The sequence below is a fragment of the Micromonospora sp. genome (assembly GCF_048594385.1).
In the GTDB taxonomy this organism is placed as follows: Bacteria; Actinomycetota; Actinomycetes; order Mycobacteriales; family Micromonosporaceae; genus Micromonospora; species Micromonospora wenchangensis.
The window spans coordinates 14,638-32,426 of sequence record NZ_JBMDWU010000553.1 but is presented as its reverse complement, the minus strand read 5'-3'; the positions used below and the strand labels follow the sequence as shown (position 1 = coordinate 32,426).

The window sequence follows — 17,789 nt, the reverse complement described above, 5'->3', positions numbered from 1 at the left end:
GCGCATCGCCGGCGCCGTCGGGCGGTGGCTGCACCACCGGGGGTACGGCACGACTGACGCCCCGGTCGGGGTGATCGCCGCCGGTGAACGCTGGCCGGACGGCACCCTGCGCCCCTCGGTGGAGGACCTGCTGGGCGCGGCCAGTGTGCTGGATGCCGTCTCCGGGGTGCCCGGTGGGCTGTCCGTGGAGGCGGCGATGGCGCTGGCCGCCCTGGCCAGCACCCCGGACGTGCCGGCGGCGGTACGTGGCTGCGTCTCCGGCCGGGAGTTGATCGAGAGCGGCTTCGCCGGGGACGTCGAGGCGGCCGTGCAGCGGGACGTCTCGACCGTGGTGCCGGTGCTCCGCCAGGGGGTCTTCTCGGCCGGCTGACCCGGCTCGCAGGAACCGCGCTGACCTGGCCTGTAGGAACCGTGCCGACCCCCGGCCCGCGAACGACGGTGGCCGCCCCGTGCGCATCGGGGCGGCCACCGTCGTTCGCTGTCGTCGGTCCGGGTCAGTCGTCCAGCCAGTCGAGGCGGCGTCCGCCACGCTCCGGGGGCGGGCCGTCGGGCCGGGCCCGACCGGACGGGGGCTGCTGGTCGCGACCGGGCTGGCCCTGCTCGCCGTAGTAGCCACCCTGCTGCTGGTCGTAGCCCTGCTGGTCGTAGCCGCCGCCGCGCTGCTGCGGGGGTTCCTGGCCGTAGCCGCCCTGCTGCTGCTCGGCACCGTAGCCGCCGGCCTGACCGTAGCCGCCCTGCGGGGCGCCGTAGCCGGGCTGCTGGTCGTACCCGCCGCCGCGCTGGTCGTAGCCGCCCTGGTGGGCACCCGTCGGCTGGTCGTAGCCGCCCTGGTGGGCGCCACCCCGCTGGTGGTCGTACCCGCCGCCGCGCTGGTCGTAGCCGCCCTGGTGGGCACCCGTCGGCTGGTCGTAGCCGCCGTGCTGGCCGCCCTGGTGGGCACCGGGCTGCTGGTCGTAGCCGCCACGCTGGCCGCCGCCGTAACCCTGGTCCGGGCCGGCGTCGTACCCGGCCTGCTGGCCGTATCCGCCACCGGCGTAACCACCGGTCGGCTCGGCACCCCGACCGTAGCCACCCCGCTCGGACTGGCCGTAGCCGCCCGCGCCCGGCTGGCCGTACGCGTCCGGCTCCGGCTGGTAGGTGCTCGTCGGGTACGGGTCGGCGGCCGGCGCGTACGAGGTGCTGTCGCCGGTGTACCGGCCGGTGGGCTCGTCGTAGCGCTGCTCGCCGCCGAAGCCGCCGGCCTGCTCCTGCGCCGGGTAGCCGGCACCGGCGGTCGCGCCGTAGTCCCGGCCGCCGTAACCGCCACCGGAGGCGGGCGCGTTTCCGTAACCGCCACCCGACGCGGGGGCGTTGCCGTAGCCGCCACCGGAGGCGGGCGCGTTGTCGTAGCCACCACCCGATGCGGGGGCGTTGCCGTAGCCACTCCCGGAGGACGGTGCGTTGCCGTAGCCGCCACCGGCCGGGTTCGCCGCGCCGTACGCGCCTGCGGCGGCACCCGCCGCTCCGGCCGCGCCGTAGCCGCCGCCGGAGGCGGGTGCGGCACCGTAGCCGCCCGGCTGGCCGCCGTAACCGCCCGGGCCACCGGGCTCGTCGCCGTAGCCGCCGGCACCGGCCCAGTTGTCCTGCGGTGCGCCGTAGGGCTGCGGTGGCGCGGCGTACGGGTCCGGCGGGACGTCGTCGACGACCGGTCGCTGCAACATCGTCGGCGCGTCGCTCAGCGCGGAACTGCCGACCATCGTCGGGTCGGGGCCGGCACCGACCCGGTTGACCACCCGGGTCTGGTCGTCGGTGCCGCGTGGGCTCCGGGGGCCGGGGACGTCACCGGCCGCAGCGGCACCGGCCGGTCCGTTCCCGTCGTCGTCGGCGTTCCTACGGCGGATCCAGAGCAGCACGATGGTGCCGACGCCGGCCGCCACCAGCAGACCGCCGAGCAGGATGATCAGGAAGGAGCCGAACCCGCTGTCGTCGTCCTGCGACGCGGCCTGCTGCTGCCCGCCGGTCGGTTCGGCGCTCTCCTCGGTGGTCTCTGCGGTCGTCTCCTCCGAGGGGGTCGGCTCGGCGGAGGTCGACGGGGTGGCGCTCGGGCTCACCTCGACCTTCAACGCCAGGCTGATCCGCTGGTTGCTCAGGCTCTGCCCGGCCCCCGCGCTGATCGGCTTGGTGGCGACGACGCCGTCCTTGCTGGCCCCGAGCACCATCGAGCCGGGCGCGATCGGGTTGGAGCTCGACCCGGTGATCCGGAAGTTGCCGCTGCCGTCGCTGGTGGTGTTGAACTGCTTGCCGGTCGAGTCCTCCAGCCCCACCACCGCGTTGGGCACCGCGTCGCCGGTGGCCGCCACGACCACCTTGCCGGAGATCGACTTGACGGTCGGCTTGTCCTGCGGCGGGGTGGTCTGCGGCGCGGCCTTGGCCACCAGGGTCACGGTCGTGCTGGCCGAGTTCTCGGCGCCGTTGGCGTCGACGGCCTTCACGGTGATCGTGGCGGACCCGCTCGACGCGTCGTCGGCGAGGGCGAAGCTGGCGCTCGACCCGCCGCTCTGGTCGACCTTGTTGCGACTGCAACCGTCGACGCAGCGGAGCTTGCCGTTGCTGGAGGTGACGGAGACGTCGACCGGGGAGCCGTCACCCACGGTGAGCGAGTAGTTGACCCGGGTAGTCTTCCCGGCCTCGACGGAACTCGGGGACGCCGACACGTTGTTGACGCTCGGAGCGGCGAAAGCGGGTGTGGCGGGGACGGTGAGCAGGGCGCCGGCCACCAGCGCTACGACCACACCGGCCCGCTGTGTCCAGGCACGTCGGTGTGTTGACACGTCCACCGCCTTCCGGTCTGACCTCCCCGGCGGGGGCCGGGGATCATCACGGTACGAATACGCCGTCGGCAACTATGCCTTGTCTGACCGGATCGGCGCGACCCAGGGGCCAGCGTGGCACTCCGCGGCCAGGGGTCGTATCGTCCCGTCGTGTCCTCTCCGCACATTAAGTCCGCCGCGGTGCTGGCGGCGCTGACGGCGCTCGATGAGGGGCGTATCCCCGAACGACAGGTGTACCGCGAGGCGGTCCGTGCCCTTCTGACCGCCCTCGCGGAGCGTGCCCCCGGCCGATCGGTGGAGGTGCGTGTCCCACCTTACGGTGCAGTTCAATGCGTGCCCGGGCCCCGACACACCCGGGGTACCCCGCCGAACGTGGTGGAGATGGCGCCGGACACCTGGCTGGCGCTTGCCACCGGACGGCTGTCGTGGGCGCAGGCGGTCACGGACGGTCGCGTACAGGTGAGCGGAAACCGGGCGGATCTCGCTGACCATCTGCCGCTCTAGCTGCACCGTTCCGCTCGACGGGGTGACGGGGTGGAGGCAGATCGTGACTTTCTGTATTGACTCGTGTTCGCGTACACTGTCAGGCGACGACAGTGGTCCAGGGCCGAAAGGTGCGGAGCAGCCCCCCGGCTCCGCCAGGCCAGTCCAGACCAGCATGAGGGAGCGGCAGTGCCCCGAGGCGATGGCCGGCTGAGCCACGACCTTGACCCCCAGCGACCCGGCCCCCAGGACGCGTGTGGCGTCTTCGGCGTCTGGGCCCCGGGTGAAGAGGTCGCCAATCTCACCTATTTCGGACTCTACGCACTCCAGCACCGGGGCCAGGAGGCCGCCGGCATCGCCGTGAGCGACGGCTCGGGAGTGGTGGTCTACAAGGACCTCGGCCTGGTGGCCCAGGTGTTCGACGAGCCGACCCTGAAGAGCCTGCGCGGCCACCTGGCCATCGGGCACGCGCGTTACTCCACCACCGGCGGCTCGACCTGGGAAAATGCCCAGCCGACCATCCGGTCGACCACCTCCGGCACCACGATCGCCCTGGCGCACAACGGCAACCTGGTCAACACCGCCGAGTTGCAGAAGGAGGTCGCCGAGCGCGGCCTGCTCGACGACGGGGCCACCAACGACACCTCACTGGTGACCATGCTGCTGGCCAGCCGCCCCGACCTGTCGGTGGAGGCCGCCGCGCTGGAGGTGCTGCCGCAGCTACGTGGCGCGTTCAGCTTCGTCTTCATGGACGAGTCGACCCTCTACGCCGCCCGCGACCCGCACGGCGTCCGCCCGCTGGTGCTCGGCCGGCTGGAACGCGGCTGGGTGGTGGCCAGCGAGACGGCCGCGCTGGACATCGTCGGCGCGAGCGTGGTCCGGGAGGTCGAGCCGGGCGAGCTGATCGCGATCGACGAGGAGGGCCTGCGCTCCAGCCGGTTCGCCGCGCCGGAGCCCAAGGGCTGCCTCTTCGAGTACGTCTACATCGCCCGCCCGGACGCCACCATCGCCGGCCGCAACGTGCACGCCGCCCGGGTGCAGATCGGCCGGCAACTCGCCAAGGAGCACCCGGTCGAGGCCGACCTGGTGATCCCGGTGCCCGAGTCGGGCACGCCGGCCGCCATCGGTTACGCCGAGGCGTGCGGCATCACCTACGGCGCCGGCCTGATGAAGAAACCGTACGTGGGGCGGACCTTCATCCAGCCGTCGCAGACCCTCCGCCAGCTCGGCGTGCGACTCAAGCTCAACCCGCTGCGGGAGAACGTGCGGGGCAAGCGGCTGGTCGTGGTCGACGACTCGATCGTGCGCGGCAACACCCAGCGGGCGATCGTCCGGATGCTCCGCGAGGCGGGCGCGCTGGAGGTCCACGTCCGGATCTCCTCCCCGCCGGTGAACTGGCCGTGCTTCTACGGCATCGACTTCGCCACCCGGGCCGAACTGCTGGCCAACGGGCTGGACAACGAGGGCATCCGGCGCTCGATCGGCGCCGACACCCTCGGTTACGTCTCGCTCCCCGGTCTCATCGCCGCGACCGAACAGCCCAGGAGCAGGCTCTGCCGGGCCTGTTTCGACGGGGAGTACCCGATCGACCTGCCGGCCGGGAACCTGATCGGCAAGCACGTGCTCGAAGGGGTGGGCCGGCGGGTCGCCGACGCCCCGGACACCTCCTCCGAGCACCACACACCGCTCGTCGCCACTCCGGGCGGCGCGACCGCCCACCGCCCGTAGCACACCGGGGTCGCCCGGCCACCGTCGGCGCGGCACCGAGAACCACAAAGGGGAGAACCGTGACCTACGTGTCCGAGCGCAGCGGCGCAGGAAGCAGCCCGAGCGGTGCCGGTGGCGACCGCCAGCCCTGGACGGCGGGGACCGGCCGCACCACCCGCAAACGCTCGGTCTCGTACGCCGACGCGGGGGTGTCGATCGAGGCGGGCGACCGGGCGGTCGAGCTGCTCAAGTCCAAGGTGAAGGAGACCCGGCGGCCTGAGGTCATGGGTGACCTGGGCGGCTTCGCCGGCCTGTTCCGGCTGGACACCAAGAAGTACAAGAACCCGATCCTGGCGTCCTCCACCGACGGGGTGGGCACCAAGCTGGTCATCGCCCAGCAGCTCGACATCCACGACACGATCGGCATCGACCTGGTCGCGATGGTCGTCGACGACCTGGTGGCGTGCGGGGCCGAGCCGCTGTTCCTGCTCGACTACATCGCCACCGGCGAGGTCGTGCCGGACCGGGTCGCCGAGATCGGCGCGGGCATCGCCGACGGCTGCCGGTACGCCGGCTGCGCGCTGCTCGGTGGCGAGACCGCCGAGCACCCGGGCGTGCTGCGTCCCGACGAGTACGACGTCTCCGCCACCGGGGTCGGCGTGGTCGAGGAGAGCGAGATCCTCAGCCCGGACCGGGTCGAGGTGGGCGACGTGGTGATCGCGATGCGCTCGTCCGGCCTGCACTCCAACGGCTACTCGCTGGTCCGGCACGTGCTGCTCGGTGCCGGCCGGATGCGGCTGGACGTGGTGATCGACGACTTCGGCCGGCAGCGCACGCTCGGCGAGGAGCTCCTCACCCCGACCAAGATCTACGCGCAGGACTGCCTGAAGCTGATCACCGAGGCGGAGGTGCGCTCGATCGCCCACGTCACCGGCGGCGGCATCCCCGGCAACCTGGTCCGGGTGCTGCCCGAGCACGTCGACGCGGTGGTCAACCGGGCCACCTGGAAGCCGCAGCCGATCTTCGACCTGATCCAGTCCAAGGGCCGGATCGAGGACTCGGAGATGGAGTCGACGTTCAACATGGGCGTCGGCATGTTCGCCATCGTCTCCGCCGAGGACGCCGACCGCGCGCTGGCCACCCTCGCCGGCCGTGGCGTGGACGCCTGGCAGGCCGGCGAGATCATCGAGGGCACCGGCAACGTGCAGATGATCGGCCAGCACACCCGGGGCTGAGCGGCGTGGCCGCTCGGCCGCTGCCTGGTCGGGGGTTCACCCGAGCGGCCGTCGCCGCCTAGCCTGAAGGACACTTCGGGCACGGGGGAGGAGGGTCGATGGCTGCTCGGTGCCGGTCCGTGACGGGCATGCGGGGGATCGCGGCGGTCCCGTCGTACGTGGTGATGCAGCCGACGACGCTGTGCAACCTCGACTGCGCGTACTGCTACCTGCCGCACCGGGCGGCCGACCGGCGGATGCCGGTGGCGGTTGCCGAGGCGGTCGCCGCCGCTGTCACCCCCTGGGCGGCGCGGGGCCGGTTCTCGGTGGTCTGGCACGGCGGTGAGCCGCTCGCCGCCGGCCGGGAGCACCTGGCGGCGCTGATCGCCGCGTTCCCCGCCGGGGTGGAACACCACGTGCAGACCAACGCCACCCTGATCGACGACGCCTGGTGCGCGTTCTTCGCCGCGCACGGGGTGCGGGTGAGCGTGAGCGTGGACGGCCCGGCCGCCCGTAACGGTGAGCGGGTGACCCGGGCCGGTCGGCCGGCGTACGACCGGATCGTCCGGGGGGTCGCGGCGCTGCGCCGGCACGGCCTGCCGTTCTCGGCGCTGGCGGTGGTGAGCCGGCCGACGCCGGGGCTCGCCACCGAGTTGTACGACTACTTCCTCGACCTGGGCTGTGACGTGCTCGGGCTGAACATCGAGGAGACCGAGGGGGTCAACACCCGCAGCAACGCACACGACGCGGCGGCGGTGACCGCGTTCTGGGCGGAGCTGGTGGCGGCCTGGCGGCGGGCGCCCCGGGTGCACCTGCGGGAGGTCGAGTGGTCGCTGCGGTACGCGGCGGCGGTGCTGGACGGTGCGGAGGGCGACCTGCTGCCCCGGCAGCTCGACCCGATCCCGACGATCGGGTACGACGGTTCGGTGACCGTGCTCTCCCCCGAGCTGGCCGGCTTCTCCGACGCCCGCTACGGCGACTTCAGCAGTGGCAACGTGCTGGCCACCCCGCTGGCCGAGATCCTGGCCGGGGCGGCGGGCACGGAATGGGTGGGTGAGTTCCTCACCGGCGTCGAGGCGTGCCGGTCGTCCTGCCCGTACTTCGGCTTCTGCGGCGGAGGGCACGCGGCCAACCGCTACTTCGAGCAGGGACGGTTCGACGGCACGGAAACCGAGCACTGCCGCAACAGCAAGATCCGCCTATTGGAGGGAGTGTTGGAGCATGCCCGAGACCACGAGTCACCGGCCCGCTGAGCGGGTCGGCACCGGCCCGGACCAGGTCACCGACCGGGTGCGGGAGGCCGCTGGGGGGCTCTCCGCCCTGCTCCACGAGGCCGAGGCCGCCCGTCGTTCCCGCGCCGAGGTGTCGGGCGCGGAGGGTGCCGGCGCGGTCTGCGCCTGGAACCACTTCGAGAACATCCCGACGTTCTACAACTGGAACAACCGGCCGCGCTGAGCAGGGACGCCCGGCCTCGCCGTACGAGGACGGGTCATGGCCACCTCGATCAGGGACCGCGCCGACCGGCCGGAGTGTGCTCCGGGCTGGCGGGGTCCCTGATCGAGGTGATGATGCTGCTCTGGTCGGGCACATGCGTGAGCACGCGGAGAGTTGCCGCGTGCTCAGTGTGACCGGAGGTCAGCGGGTCGGAGGAGCCCAGGGGTCCGGGTCGTCGTCCGCATGATCCTCATCGTCGTCGTCGACATACTCTTTGTAGTCGTCGTCGAAGTGCTGCTCAGACTTCCCACCAGCACCCGCCAGTTCGCGCTGCAAGGCGGTGAGGTCGGTGTTCGGGGAGTGGTACTTCAACTCCCGCGCCACCTTCGTCTGCTTGGCCTTAGCACGGCCGCGCCCCATGGCTCGACCCCCTCGCACAGAATGCGGGGCAGCCCGAAGGCGGGCCCCGATGACGTCAGGCATCTCTCGTGGCTCTTACGGTACATGGGGATGCCACCGTTCGGCACCTCGGGTTACCGTCTGCCGGCCCTGCGCGTCGCAGTCACCCGGCAGTCACCGAGTGTACCCGGTAAGGGGTAAGCGCTGGACCGCCCGTGACGCCGGTCAAACTACTGAAAAAGCCGCGAAAAGCCATGCTACCGCGTGCCCCGCCCGCCGGTGGCCGGCAGCCGTGCCGAACCGGACCGGTCCGGCCGGGGCGTCCCGGGCGCGGATCGTCGCCACGCCCGGGACACGCGCTCAGCCCAGGTGGATGGCGCGCAGCCGACCCACGTCGGCCATCCGGCGCTCGGCCAGCCGGTCGGCGGCCACCGCCGGGGGCACCCCCTCCTCGTCGGCCAGCCGGAGGATCTGCCGGGTGGTGTCGAAGATCCGGGTGGCCCGCAGCTTGGCCCGGTCGAAGTTGAAGCCCTCGATCTCGTCCGCGACCTGGATGACCCCGCCGGCGTTGACCACGTAGTCGGGGGCGTAGAGGATGCCCCGGTCGGCGAGGAGCTTCTCGATGCCGGGATGGGCGAGTTGGTTGTTGGCCGCGCCGGCGACCACCCGGGCCCGCAGGGCCGGCACGGTGTCGTCGTTCAGGGCGCCGCCCAGCGCGCACGGGGCGTACACGTCGATGTCGGCGGCGACCAGCGCGGCGGTGTCGGCGACCAGGGCGACCCCGGGGTGGTTGGTCCGCGCCCACTCCAGCGCCCGCGGGTCGACGTCGGTCGCCACCACCTCGGCCCCGTCGTCGACCAGGTGCCCGGTCAGGTGCCTGCCGACCTTGCCCAGCCCGGCCACCCCGACCCGTCGTCCGCGCAGGCTGGGGCTGCCCCAGACGTGCTCGGCGGCGGCCCGCCTCCCCTGGAATACGCCCCAGGCGGTGAGGACCGAGGAGTCCCCCGCCCCGCCGTGCTCCACGCTGCGGCCGGTGACATACCGGGTCTCCCGCGCGATCACGTCCATGTCGGCCACGTAGGTGCCCACGTCACAGGCGGTGTAGTAGCGCCCGCCCAGGGACTGCACGAACCGCCCGTACGCGCGCAGCAGTGCCTCGCTCTTGACCTGGTCCGGATCTCCCCAGATGACCGCCTTGCCGCCGCCCAGGTCCAGCCCCGCCAGCGCGTTCTTGTACGCCATCCCGCGCGAGAGGTCCAGCACGTCGGCCAGCGCCGCCTCCTCGCTGGCGTACGGGTAGAACCGGGTGCCGCCCAGCGCGGGACCCAGCGCGGTGGAGTAGATCCCGATGATCGCCTTGAGGCCGCTCTGCCTGTCCTGGCAGAAGACGACCTGTTCGTGACCGGCCGGTCCGGGGTCGTCGGTGCTCACGAATACGCCCATGGCTCGCTCCTGGTGTCGGTGTGCGCCCTTGTGGGGCACGGACCTTCTCGGCCGGCGGGGGTGCTGCCGGCGCTGGTCAGCCTAATATCGGTCGGGAACCGTGCCGTCGTCCACGTCGCGTGCGACCCGGTCGTCCGGGCGGCGTCCGCCGGCGGCGTTCCGGGCGTCGCCCGCCGGTCCGTTCCGGGCGTCGCCCGCCGGGCCGTTCCGGTCGCGTCCGACGGCGGCGGCACCGGTAGGAGGTTTCGTGGGAGGATCGCGCGGTGCCGTCGCTCTTCGCTTCTTACCTGCGCGTGTACGAGCCGCTGACCGCCTTCGACCGGGACCGTCAGTCGTACTGGCGGCGTTACGTGCGGGAGGGGCGGGCGGTGGCCCCGCTGGAGGGGCCGGGCCGGCAACGGAGCGCGGTCATCGCGGCGCTCGGCGCGGGCTGGACGCGACTGCCCGACCTGCCCGACGAGGCGTACGTGCTGGAGGTCGACGACGCGCTGCTGGTCTGCCCGTGGAACCTGCGGGTCCGGGTGGCCGAGGCGGCGCTGAGCGCCCGGGAAGGGGTGCCGTCGGTGATCGCCGACGCGTTCGTCCCGCCGGTCCTGGCCGGGCAGGCCAAGACCGTGGTGGAGGACTGGCGCAGCGGTGCCCGGGTGCTGGAGCACGGGGTGCCCCGGCTGCACGAGCAGATCGCCACCTGGGGCGTGCCACTGCGGTGGTTCGTGCTGGTCGAGGCGGGTGAGCGGGAGCTGGTCACCCGACCGGACCGGCGGGCGCTGCGCTACCGCACGGAGATCTCCAAGGCCCGCCGGCGGGCCTCGCGGGCGCTGGCGGTGCTCAGGAAGTCGATAGGTGCCGCGCCGATCACCGAGGCGGTCGAGGAGGCCGCCCGCTGGCTGGAGGAGTTCCACCCCCGGTCGGTGGTCGAGTTGGACTACGGCGGCCTGGTGCAACTGCTCTCCGACGAGACGTTGACCGCAGACGATTCGCCGGAGCTGGTGGCGGGCGGCCTGGCCGGGCTATCCCGGGGCGAGACGGACGAGGCGTCGGCGGCGTACGACCGGTTGGTGGCGCGGTGGCGCGCGATCCAGTTACTGGAGCGGTGCAATTAACCACATATCGCCCATTCGCACTGTCAATTATGAGTCACACTCGTAGTTGACGCATCACGAACCGTGATCATGAGTCCGAATAAGGTACTTTCTGCCGTGTAAAAGTCAGATAAATCGGGCATGGTTCATCCGTCCGTCTAGGGACCTTCGGCCGTTCGGCCCATGTCGGACATCGGGGACTAGCCGGACCATGGGAGACGCGTCGGCCGGCGGGACCCCGGCCGATGTCTATCCATGTGGAGGAGTGACCGATGGCATCGCGAACGCACGAACCAGAGCCGCTACTCACGCCGGCCGAGGTGGCGTCGATGTTCCGTGTCGACCCGAAGACGGTGACCCGGTGGGCCAAGGCGGGGAAGCTCAGCGCGATCCGAACCCTGGGCGGACACCGTCGGTACCGTGAGTCGGAGGTGCGGGCGTTGCTACAGGGCCAGATCCCCCAGCAGCGCCAGGGGGACTGACCCGGTCAGAACGTTACGGACCTCAGGGGCGGGCGGACGTCGCAGCAGCGACGTACCACCGCCCCTGAGTCGTCTCCACCCATGGGTCACCCTCCGGCAGGCCAGCGGCCGGATCGGTCACCCCGGCGGGCCCGTCAGGCTGACCCGGATGCCGATGGTGCCCGCCTCACCCCGGCGTAGCCGGCTGCCGAGCAGGGTCAACCGCCCCAGCAGCCGGTACTTGCGCTTGAGCAGGTCGCGAATCCGGCTGCTCTCCTGCGGGCCGCAGAGCACCGCGTGACCCGGCACCGCGTCACCCAGCGGACGGCCGCGCACGTCGCACGGGGCCACCGTCACCGTGCCGTCCCGCCTGATCCGCTTCACCTTGCCCGAGTCGGCGACCGTCCAGACCGCCAGCGTGTCGTCGTCGCGGACCGCCCAGACCGGGGTGGACACCGCACGGCCGTCCTTGCGGAACGTCGTCAACAGGACGTACTTCTCCGCCGCCAGGCGGTCCAGGTCGGTCACGCCGCCCAGGATACGGCGGACGGACCCGGATACCGTGCAGGTCGTGACCGGAGAACCTCGACTCGGCGACGTGTTCGGCGAACTGCTGCGTGACGCGTATGCGGTGCACACCGGAATCGGCCCCCGGCCGCTGGTCGGCGGGCGGCTGCCCCGACCGGTCATCGAGATCATCGAACGGGACGACGGACTGGTCAACGGGGCCCCCGCCGCGCACTACCTCGACGGGCCGGAACACTGGCAGCCGTACGACCACCGGGCTGTGGAGCGGACCCGGGGCGCCACCCTGGACGTCGGCGTCGGGGGCGGGCGGATCGCGCTGGTGCTCCAGGAGCGCGGCATCCCCGTCACCGGGCTGGACACCTCGCCCGGGGCGCTGCGGGTCAGCCGGCACCGGGGCGTCCGGGACCTCGTCCTCGGCACCGTCGACGAGCACGTCGCCGACGGCCGGCGTTACGACACGTTCCTGCTGCTCGGCAACAACCTGGGGCTGTTCGAGGGGCGGGAGCGGGCTCCGGCGTTCCTCGCCGCGCTGGCCGCCCTGGCCCGGCCCGGCGCGCAGGTCATCGCGCACGGCACCGACCCGTACGGCACCACCGACCCGGTGCACACCGGCTACCACGAGCGCAACCGGCAGCGGGGGCGGCTCGGCGGGCAGCTGCGGCTGCGGCTGCGCTACCGCGAACTCGGCACGCAGTGGTTCGACTACCTGGTCTGCTCCGCCGAGGAGCTGGCCGAACTGGTCCGGGGCACCGGATGGCGGCTGACCGACGTGGACGACCGCGACGCCCCGTACTACCTGGCCACCCTGCGGTTGGCCGCCGGGCGGTGAGCGGGGGCCCGGTCGGGCCCCCGCGTCCGCGTCAGACCTGGACGGTCGGCGGGAGCGGCTCCGGGGGGAGGCCGCCGTCGCCGTCGACCACCTCGTCCGGGGTGCCGTCCTCGTCGATGTCGACCATGGTGATGTCGACCTTGCCGTCACCGTCGGTGTCGAACTGGAACAGGTCCGCCCGGCCGTCGCCGTCGGTGTCCACCACCCACACGTCGGTCTTGCCGTCGTTGTTGGTGTCGGCGCGGAGCAGGTCGATGCGCTCGTCGCCGCGCGTCTCCACGACCGCCGTGCCGTCGGTGGTGCCGCTGTCCACGGTCTCCGGTGCCTGGCTCATGTCGACTGGTTCCTTCCCTTGACGTTGGGCCGTCAGTACCCGGTGCGGCGGTCCCCCACGCATGCCGCCGGGAACGGTGCTGCATAGGGTCGCACCCATGAGCCAGCGGAGCGAGCGGCAGGGCGTGCCGGAGACCCCGCACGCCGCCGTACGCAGTGAGGGAGCGTCCATGAGTCGTCTTGTCGTCGTCGGGGCCGGCACGATGGGGCTCGGCATCGCCTACGTGGCGGCCGGCGCGGGCTACGCGGTCGAACTGGTCGAGGTGGACCGGGGGCGGGCCGAGGCCGCCGCCACCCGCCTCGACGAGCTGTGCGCACGGGCGGTGCAGCGCGGGAAGCTCGACGCCGAGGCCGCCGCCGCGCAGCGGGACCGGATCACCCTGCGGGGGGCGCTCGCCGAGGTCGCCCCGGCACCGGAGGTGATCGTCGAGGCGGTGCCCGAGCGGCCCGACCTGAAGCGGTCGGTGCTCGCCGAGGCGGAACGGCTGCGCCCGGCGCTGCTGGGCAGCAACACCTCCAGCATCCCCATCGGCGAGCTGGCCGAGGGGCTGGCCCGGCCGGAGTCCTTCCTCGGGCTGCACTTCTTCAACCCGGTCTGGGCGATGACCCTGCTGGAGGTGGTGGTCGGCGCGGCCACCGCACCCGAGACCACCGTGGCGGCCGTCGCGCTCGCCGGCCGGCTGGGCAAGGACCCCGTCGTGGTACGCGACCTGCCCGGCTTCGCCACCTCCCGACTCGGGGTGACCCTCGGCCTGGAGGCGATCCGGATGGTCGCCGACGGGGTGGCCGCACCGGCCGACGTGGACAAGGCGATGGTGCTCGGCTACCGGCACCCGGTCGGCCCGTTGGAGCTGACCGACCTCGTCGGGCTGGACGTGCGGCTGGACATCGCCCGTACCCTGCAGGCCGCCTACGGCGACCGGTTCGCCCCACCGCCGCTGCTGGTCGAGATGGTCGCCGCCGGGAAACTCGGCAAGAAGTCCGGCCAGGGCTTCTACACGTGGAAGGACGGTCGCCGGCAGTGAGCGGGCTACGGGTGCAGGAGCTGCCCGACCGGGTGGTGGTGACGCTGGACCGGCCGGAGAAACGCAACGCCATCGACGCCGACCTGATCGGCGCGCTGCACGGCGTCTGCGCCGCGCTGGAGGCCCGGCCCCGGCTGCTGCTGCTCACCGGCGGCACGGACGGGCTCTTCGCCGGTGGGGCCGACATCGGTCAGCTGCGTGAGCGGGGTCGGCTGGACGCTCTCGCCGCGATCAACTCGGCGGCCTTCGCCCGGCTCCGGGCCCTGCCCATGCCGAGCGTGGCCGCCGTGGACGGCCCCGCGTTGGGCGGTGGCGCTGAGCTGGCGTACGCCTGCGATCTGCGGGTGTGCACGGCGCGGGCGGTCTTCGGTCAGCCGGAGGTGCGGTTGGGCATCCTGGCCGGCGCGGGGGCGACCCACCGGTTGCCGGCCCTGGTCGGCGAGGGCCGGGCCAAGGAACTGCTCTTCACCGGCCGGCGGGTCGACGCCGACGAGGCGCTGCGGATCGGCCTGGTCAACCGGGTGGTGGCCGAGCCGGCCGAGCTGCTGCCCACCGCGCACGGGCTGCTCGACGAGATGGCCAAGGGTTCGGCGCTGGCGTTGCGGCTGACCAAGCTCGCGGTGGACGCCCCGCCCGGTGCCCACCCGCAGCTCGACCTGGTCAGCCAGGCGGTGCTCTTCGAGGACGAGGAGAAGCACCGCCGGATGACCGACTTCCTGGAACGTCGCCGCCCCCGCTGAACGTCGGCGGGGGCGGCACCGCACCCGGTGCCGCCCCCGCCGGTGTCGCGTCAGTGCCGGATCGGCACGCCCGCGTCGGCCAGCGCCCTGATCAGTCCGGCGGACTCACCGAAGCCGATGACCAGCACCGCCTCCGGCTTGTAGTCCTTGATCTCGCCGGCCAGGCTGCCGAAGTCGACCGGCGGGGCCTTGGCGTCGGCCGGCGGCTCGTAGGTGAGCAGCCGCACCCGGTCGGTGCCGAAGCCGGCCCGTTCCAGCTCGGCGCGGACGGTCTCCTGCAGGCCCTCGCCGTAGGAGTCCTTGCGGGCCACCACCACGATCTTGTGCGGGCCGTCGCGGAGGATCACGTCGGCCAGCGCCCGGCCCTGGAGGCTGTCCGGCGGGGCGGTCCGGAAGTAGAGGCCCTTGTCGTCGGCCTGGCTCAACCCCGCGTCGGTGTTGGACGGCGAGAACAGGATCTTGCCGGCCGCCACCACGTCCGGCAGCACGGCGGCGGAGATTCCCGACGCGGCGGCCCCGATGATGACCTGGACCTTGTTCCTGACGTGCGAGGCCACGGTGGCCTTGGCGACGGCCGGGTTGGTGCCGTCGTCACCGTCGAACCAGGTCACCGGGTCGCCGAGCACCCCACCCGCGGCGTTGATCTCCTTGATCGCCAGCGCCACGCCGGCCGCCAGCGGTGGGTTCGCCAGGGCCAGGTCACCGGTCTTGGGCAGCAGGCCACCGAGGATCAGCGGGGAGCCGTCGCTGCGGTCGTTGCGCCCGCCCCGCTGCTTCTTCGGCTTCGGCGCGGCCTTGGTGCTCACCCCGGACTCGTCGCCCGCACCGACGAACTCGGTCTTCGCGTCGTTGATCTTCTGGTTGTCGAAGTGCAGGGTCGCGTAGCTGGCGGTGGCCGGCTCACCGAGATCGGTGAACCCGGCCCGGTTCAGCGACGGGCCACGGTACTCGATGTCCTGACCGTCCCGGGCCAGGGTCAGGCAGCTCGCCGCGTCCGTGCAGCGCTGACCGTTGGTGGTCACCCCGACGATCTGCTTGGCGATGTCCGCCGGGTCGGTACTGCCCGCGAGCTGGGCGGCGAGCGCGCTGATCATGACCGCGTCGTACGACTCCGCCGCATAGAGGTAGTCGGTCAACTTCGGGTCGATGGAGCGCAGCCGCTGCTTGAAGTCGTCGCTGAGCGGTGTGAGCGGGGTGGTGCCCTTCATGCCGTCGACGAGGTCGGCCCGGTCCTTCAGCTCGGCGGCGAAGGAGTTGAGCATGTTGCCGTCGGTGCCGTACAGGCGCACCTGCGGGGTGTCCGCTTCCTCGGGCTTGTCGTCGGTCGTCCCGCACGCGCTGACGGCGAGCAGCAACGACGCACAGGCCGCCAGGACGGCCGCGCGCGGGCCGCGGGTTACGAGCATGGTGGTCCTTCCTCCGGCGCAGGTCCGGTGCGCACCATAGCGTGCCGGCGGGGGCCGTGGGACCAGGGAGGCGGCCCTCGTCGCCGGCCCGACAGTGCAACGCACGCTCCGTCACGTCGTCCCGCCAGGTGGTCACCGTTTCCGGTGCCCGACCGCTTGACCTGGCGTCCTACTGTGCCGCAGGTGACCGACGTACCGGATCAGACGCTCGCCGACGCTACCGCCGTACTCCATTCGGCGCTGACCGGGGACGGCGCCGCCGTGGTCGGCACATTCGACGCCGTGGTGGACCGGTCGGGGCTCGCCGGTGCGTACACGGTCGCCTGGACCCTGGCCGCGACGATGGTCGGTGACCCGCCGCCGCCCGGCGCGTGCGCGCTGGACTTCCCCGGCATCGACGAGGCGGGGTACGACACCCGCTGGGTGGCCCGGTTCGTCAGTGCGTACGCCAACCACGACGCCGACACCGGCGAGGCGCTGTTCGGAGCGGCGGTCGCCGACGGGCAACTGCCGGACTGCCTGCTCACCCTCGCCGGCTCGGCGGTGGCGACGCTGCGCAGCCGGGCCGGCTGACCCGCCCGGCCCCACCGCCCGTCAGCGGCAGGGCCGGCGGCGCGGCTCAGTACGCGTGGTACGCCACCAGCGGCTCGTACTCGTAGCGCAGGTTGGTGAAGCGGACCTTGAAGTTCGCGCCGTCGCGCACGTTGGTGGCGACGGTGATCCAGTCCGACTTCGCCGGCAGATAGGTGAGGTAGTTGCACTTGTTGGTCTTGTCGATGAAGACCACGCACGCCTCGGTGCCGAACTCGCTGCTGTTCTTGACGTTGACGTCCTTGCACCTGGTGCTCGCCTTGTACGGCCCGGCGTCCCCGCCCCATCCGCCGACCTGGAAGTACGACCGGACCGCCCCGCCGTAGCAGGTGGCGGCCGACGCGGAGAGGTTCGCCTCCGGGGCGGCCTGGGCGGGTGTGCCGAACCAGAGCAGGGGCAGGGTGGCGGTGAGCGCGGTCAGGCGGGCGGTCCGGGATGCCATGGTGGTGCCTCCAGGGAAGAGGGCGGACCCTGAGTCGTGGACAGGGTGCGGTGAGTGGCGATGATATCTGTCGATCTCTGATCCCGCTGTGACAGAACCGTGAACCCGCTGTGGTACCAGTGACGCATGTCCGAGGCGATGCTCAGCAAGGTGCGCAAGCTCCTGGCCCAGGCCGAGGACCCGGCCTGCACCCCCGCCGAGTCGGCCGCGTTCACCGCCAAGGCCACCGAGCTGATCGCCCGGTACGGCGTCGACCGGGCCCTACTGGCTGCCCGCGACCCCACCACCGACCCGGTCGGCGACCGGGTGGTCGACGTCGTCGCCCCGTACGCCCGGGACAAGGCCGGGCTGCTCGCGGCGGTGGCCGACCCGCTGCGCTGCCGCTGCGTACGCCGACCGGACGGCAGCGGGTTCACGCTGCACCTGTTCGGCTTCGCCAGCGACCTGGAACGGGTCGACCTGCTGTTCACCTCGCTGCTCGTGCAGGCCGCACACGGTCTCGCCGGCACCGCCGTGCCGCCCGGTGAGCAGCCGGCCGCCTTCCGCCGCTCCTGGCTGGCCGGCTTCGCCCGGGTGGTCGCCGAACGGTTACGGGCCGCCGAGACGGGCGCGGCGGCGGAACGCGACGCCCCGTCGGTGGCGCTGGTGCTGGCCGACCGCTCGGACCGGGTGGCCCGCCGGGTCGCCGAGGTCTACCCCCGGCTGCGTACCGCGCCGACCCGCCGGCTCGCCGGCTCCGGCTTCGGCGCGGGCGCGGCGGGCGGCCACCGGGCCGACCTCGGCGGCCCCGATCCGGTCGGTCGCCCGACCGGCCGGACGCCCCTCGGCGGTCCGCCCCGCTGACCGGCCCGGTCCTTCCGCG

The 17,789-nt window shown here is 72.8% G+C and carries 20 protein-coding genes; 13 read left to right on the top strand and 7 right to left on the bottom strand.

Features of this window, described 5'->3' with window-relative positions; translation table 11 throughout:
- Positions 1–370: 2-phosphosulfolactate phosphatase (locus tag ACOJTC_RS29470; RefSeq protein WP_420119322.1), on the top strand; the 370-nt coding region annotated here is incomplete at its 5' end.
- A gap of 124 nt (positions 371–494) precedes the next feature.
- On the opposite strand, the gene ACOJTC_RS29465 is transcribed toward ACOJTC_RS29470, so the two are convergent.
- Positions 495–2,810 (bottom strand): carboxypeptidase regulatory-like domain-containing protein, encoded by a 2,316-nt coding sequence (locus tag ACOJTC_RS29465; RefSeq protein ID WP_420119321.1) that lies wholly within the window; start codon positions 2,808–2,810, stop codon positions 495–497.
- Positions 2,811–2,960: 150 nt separating this feature from the next.
- On the opposite strand from ACOJTC_RS29465, the gene ACOJTC_RS29460 reads away from it, so the two are divergent.
- The 5 genes from ACOJTC_RS29460 to amcA all read left to right on the top strand — a co-directional run bounded on the left by ACOJTC_RS29460 (position 2,961) and on the right by amcA (position 7,669).
- Entirely contained in the window at positions 2,961–3,314 is a 354-nt protein-coding gene (locus tag ACOJTC_RS29460; protein WP_204928440.1) for a sterol carrier family protein, read from the top strand.
- A 168-nt stretch (positions 3,315–3,482) separates the two neighbouring features.
- Entirely contained in the window at positions 3,483–5,021 is a 1,539-nt protein-coding gene (gene purF, locus ACOJTC_RS29455) for an amidophosphoribosyltransferase (protein ID WP_420119320.1), read from the top strand.
- Between the two features lie 59 nt (positions 5,022–5,080).
- Complete coding sequence (gene purM / locus ACOJTC_RS29450; protein ID WP_357925154.1) at positions 5,081–6,235, top strand: phosphoribosylformylglycinamidine cyclo-ligase; 1,155 nt, start codon at positions 5,081–5,083, stop codon at positions 6,233–6,235.
- 128 nt (positions 6,236–6,363) lie between these two features.
- Positions 6,364–7,467, top strand: coding sequence for a cyclophane-forming radical SAM peptide maturase AmcB (gene amcB, locus ACOJTC_RS29445; RefSeq protein WP_420119324.1), 1,104 nt, complete (start codon positions 6,364–6,366; stop codon positions 7,465–7,467).
- Positions 7,436–7,669, top strand: coding sequence for a multiple cyclophane-containing RiPP AmcA (gene amcA / locus ACOJTC_RS29440; RefSeq protein WP_420119319.1), 234 nt, complete (start codon positions 7,436–7,438; stop codon positions 7,667–7,669). The genes amcB and amcA overlap by 32 nt, the downstream gene beginning before the upstream one ends.
- A 180-nt stretch (positions 7,670–7,849) precedes the next feature.
- Here the strand turns inward: amcA and ACOJTC_RS29435 are convergent, their stop codons facing one another.
- Both ACOJTC_RS29435 and ACOJTC_RS29430 read right to left on the bottom strand, forming a co-directional pair.
- The gene (locus ACOJTC_RS29435) at positions 7,850–8,068 is read right to left on the bottom strand and encodes a DUF3073 domain-containing protein (RefSeq protein ID WP_088641959.1); all 219 of its coding nucleotides are present in this window, start codon (positions 8,066–8,068) and stop codon (positions 7,850–7,852) included.
- Between the two features lie 339 nt (positions 8,069–8,407).
- On the bottom strand, positions 8,408–9,490 hold the full coding sequence (locus ACOJTC_RS29430; protein WP_420119318.1) for a Glu/Leu/Phe/Val family dehydrogenase: 1,083 nt from the start codon (positions 9,488–9,490) through the stop codon (positions 8,408–8,410).
- A 263-nt stretch (positions 9,491–9,753) separates the two neighbouring features.
- On the opposite strand from ACOJTC_RS29430, the gene ACOJTC_RS29425 reads away from it, so the two are divergent.
- Both ACOJTC_RS29425 and ACOJTC_RS29420 read left to right on the top strand, forming a co-directional pair.
- Positions 9,754–10,593 carry a hypothetical protein gene (locus tag ACOJTC_RS29425; protein WP_204928434.1) on the top strand — a complete coding sequence of 280 codons (840 nt, stop codon included), beginning with the start codon at positions 9,754–9,756 and terminating at the stop codon, positions 10,591–10,593.
- A gap of 251 nt (positions 10,594–10,844) precedes the next feature.
- The gene (locus ACOJTC_RS29420) at positions 10,845–11,054 is read left to right on the top strand and encodes a BldC family transcriptional regulator (RefSeq protein WP_007073996.1); all 210 of its coding nucleotides are present in this window, start codon (positions 10,845–10,847) and stop codon (positions 11,052–11,054) included.
- Positions 11,055–11,171: 117 nt separating this feature from the next.
- Here the strand turns inward: ACOJTC_RS29420 and ACOJTC_RS29415 are convergent, their stop codons facing one another.
- Positions 11,172–11,561 carry a PPOX class F420-dependent oxidoreductase gene (locus ACOJTC_RS29415; protein WP_420119317.1) on the bottom strand — a complete coding sequence of 130 codons (390 nt, stop codon included), beginning with the start codon at positions 11,559–11,561 and terminating at the stop codon, positions 11,172–11,174.
- A 43-nt stretch (positions 11,562–11,604) separates the two neighbouring features.
- Here ACOJTC_RS29415 and ACOJTC_RS29410 point away from each other — a divergent pair, with 43 nt between their 5' ends.
- The gene (locus ACOJTC_RS29410; protein ID WP_357925160.1) at positions 11,605–12,390 is read left to right on the top strand and encodes a class I SAM-dependent methyltransferase; all 786 of its coding nucleotides are present in this window, start codon (positions 11,605–11,607) and stop codon (positions 12,388–12,390) included.
- Positions 12,391–12,421: 31 nt separating this feature from the next.
- On the opposite strand, the gene ACOJTC_RS29405 is transcribed toward ACOJTC_RS29410, so the two are convergent.
- Positions 12,422–12,724, bottom strand: coding sequence for a hypothetical protein (locus ACOJTC_RS29405; RefSeq protein ID WP_357925163.1), 303 nt, complete (start codon positions 12,722–12,724; stop codon positions 12,422–12,424).
- A 169-nt stretch (positions 12,725–12,893) separates the two neighbouring features.
- On the opposite strand from ACOJTC_RS29405, the gene ACOJTC_RS29400 reads away from it, so the two are divergent.
- Both ACOJTC_RS29400 and ACOJTC_RS29395 read left to right on the top strand, forming a co-directional pair.
- Positions 12,894–13,748, top strand: a complete 855-nt coding sequence (locus ACOJTC_RS29400; RefSeq protein ID WP_420119323.1) for a 3-hydroxyacyl-CoA dehydrogenase family protein — start codon at positions 12,894–12,896, stop codon at positions 13,746–13,748.
- The gene (locus ACOJTC_RS29395; RefSeq protein WP_420119316.1) at positions 13,745–14,488 is read left to right on the top strand and encodes an enoyl-CoA hydratase/isomerase family protein; all 744 of its coding nucleotides are present in this window, start codon (positions 13,745–13,747) and stop codon (positions 14,486–14,488) included. The genes ACOJTC_RS29400 and ACOJTC_RS29395 overlap by 4 nt, the downstream gene beginning before the upstream one ends.
- Positions 14,489–14,538: 50 nt before the next feature.
- Here the strand turns inward: ACOJTC_RS29395 and ACOJTC_RS29390 are convergent, their stop codons facing one another.
- Entirely contained in the window at positions 14,539–15,894 is a 1,356-nt protein-coding gene (locus ACOJTC_RS29390; protein ID WP_204928429.1) for an ABC transporter substrate-binding protein, read from the bottom strand.
- A 183-nt stretch (positions 15,895–16,077) separates the two neighbouring features.
- Between ACOJTC_RS29390 and ACOJTC_RS29385 the strand changes: the two genes are divergently transcribed.
- On the top strand, positions 16,078–16,467 hold the full coding sequence (locus tag ACOJTC_RS29385) for a hypothetical protein (protein ID WP_204928428.1): 390 nt from the start codon (positions 16,078–16,080) through the stop codon (positions 16,465–16,467).
- Positions 16,468–16,513: 46 nt separating this feature from the next.
- Here ACOJTC_RS29385 and ACOJTC_RS29380 read toward each other — a convergent pair whose 3' ends face one another.
- A complete protein-coding gene (locus ACOJTC_RS29380; RefSeq protein WP_208565364.1) occupies positions 16,514–16,927 on the bottom strand; it encodes a hypothetical protein in 414 nt (137 codons plus the stop codon).
- A 126-nt stretch (positions 16,928–17,053) separates the two neighbouring features.
- On the opposite strand from ACOJTC_RS29380, the gene ACOJTC_RS29375 reads away from it, so the two are divergent.
- Positions 17,054–17,770, top strand: coding sequence for a DUF2786 domain-containing protein (locus ACOJTC_RS29375; RefSeq protein ID WP_420119315.1), 717 nt, complete (start codon positions 17,054–17,056; stop codon positions 17,768–17,770).
- Positions 17,771–17,789 lie beyond the last annotated feature (19 nt).

Coding starts and splice junctions, on each gene's coding strand:
- ACOJTC_RS29380 (WP_208565364.1), bottom strand. CDS start 16,927: ATGGCATCCCGGACCGCCCGCCTGACCGCGCTCACCGCCACCCTGCCC.
- amcB (WP_420119324.1), top strand. CDS start 6,364: ATGCGGGGGATCGCGGCGGTCCCGTCGTACGTGGTGATGCAGCCGACG.
- ACOJTC_RS29390 (WP_204928429.1), bottom strand. CDS start 15,894: ATGCTCGTAACCCGCGGCCCGCGCGCGGCCGTCCTGGCGGCCTGTGCG.
- ACOJTC_RS29400 (WP_420119323.1), top strand. CDS start 12,894: ATGAGTCGTCTTGTCGTCGTCGGGGCCGGCACGATGGGGCTCGGCATC.
- ACOJTC_RS29430 (WP_420119318.1), bottom strand. CDS start 9,490: ATGGGCGTATTCGTGAGCACCGACGACCCCGGACCGGCCGGTCACGAA.
- ACOJTC_RS29420 (WP_007073996.1), top strand. CDS start 10,845: ATGGCATCGCGAACGCACGAACCAGAGCCGCTACTCACGCCGGCCGAG.
- ACOJTC_RS29435 (WP_088641959.1), bottom strand. CDS start 8,068: ATGGGGCGCGGCCGTGCTAAGGCCAAGCAGACGAAGGTGGCGCGGGAG.
- amcA (WP_420119319.1), top strand. CDS start 7,436: ATGCCCGAGACCACGAGTCACCGGCCCGCTGAGCGGGTCGGCACCGGC.
- ACOJTC_RS29405 (WP_357925163.1), bottom strand. CDS start 12,724: ATGAGCCAGGCACCGGAGACCGTGGACAGCGGCACCACCGACGGCACG.
- ACOJTC_RS29375 (WP_420119315.1), top strand. CDS start 17,054: ATGTCCGAGGCGATGCTCAGCAAGGTGCGCAAGCTCCTGGCCCAGGCC.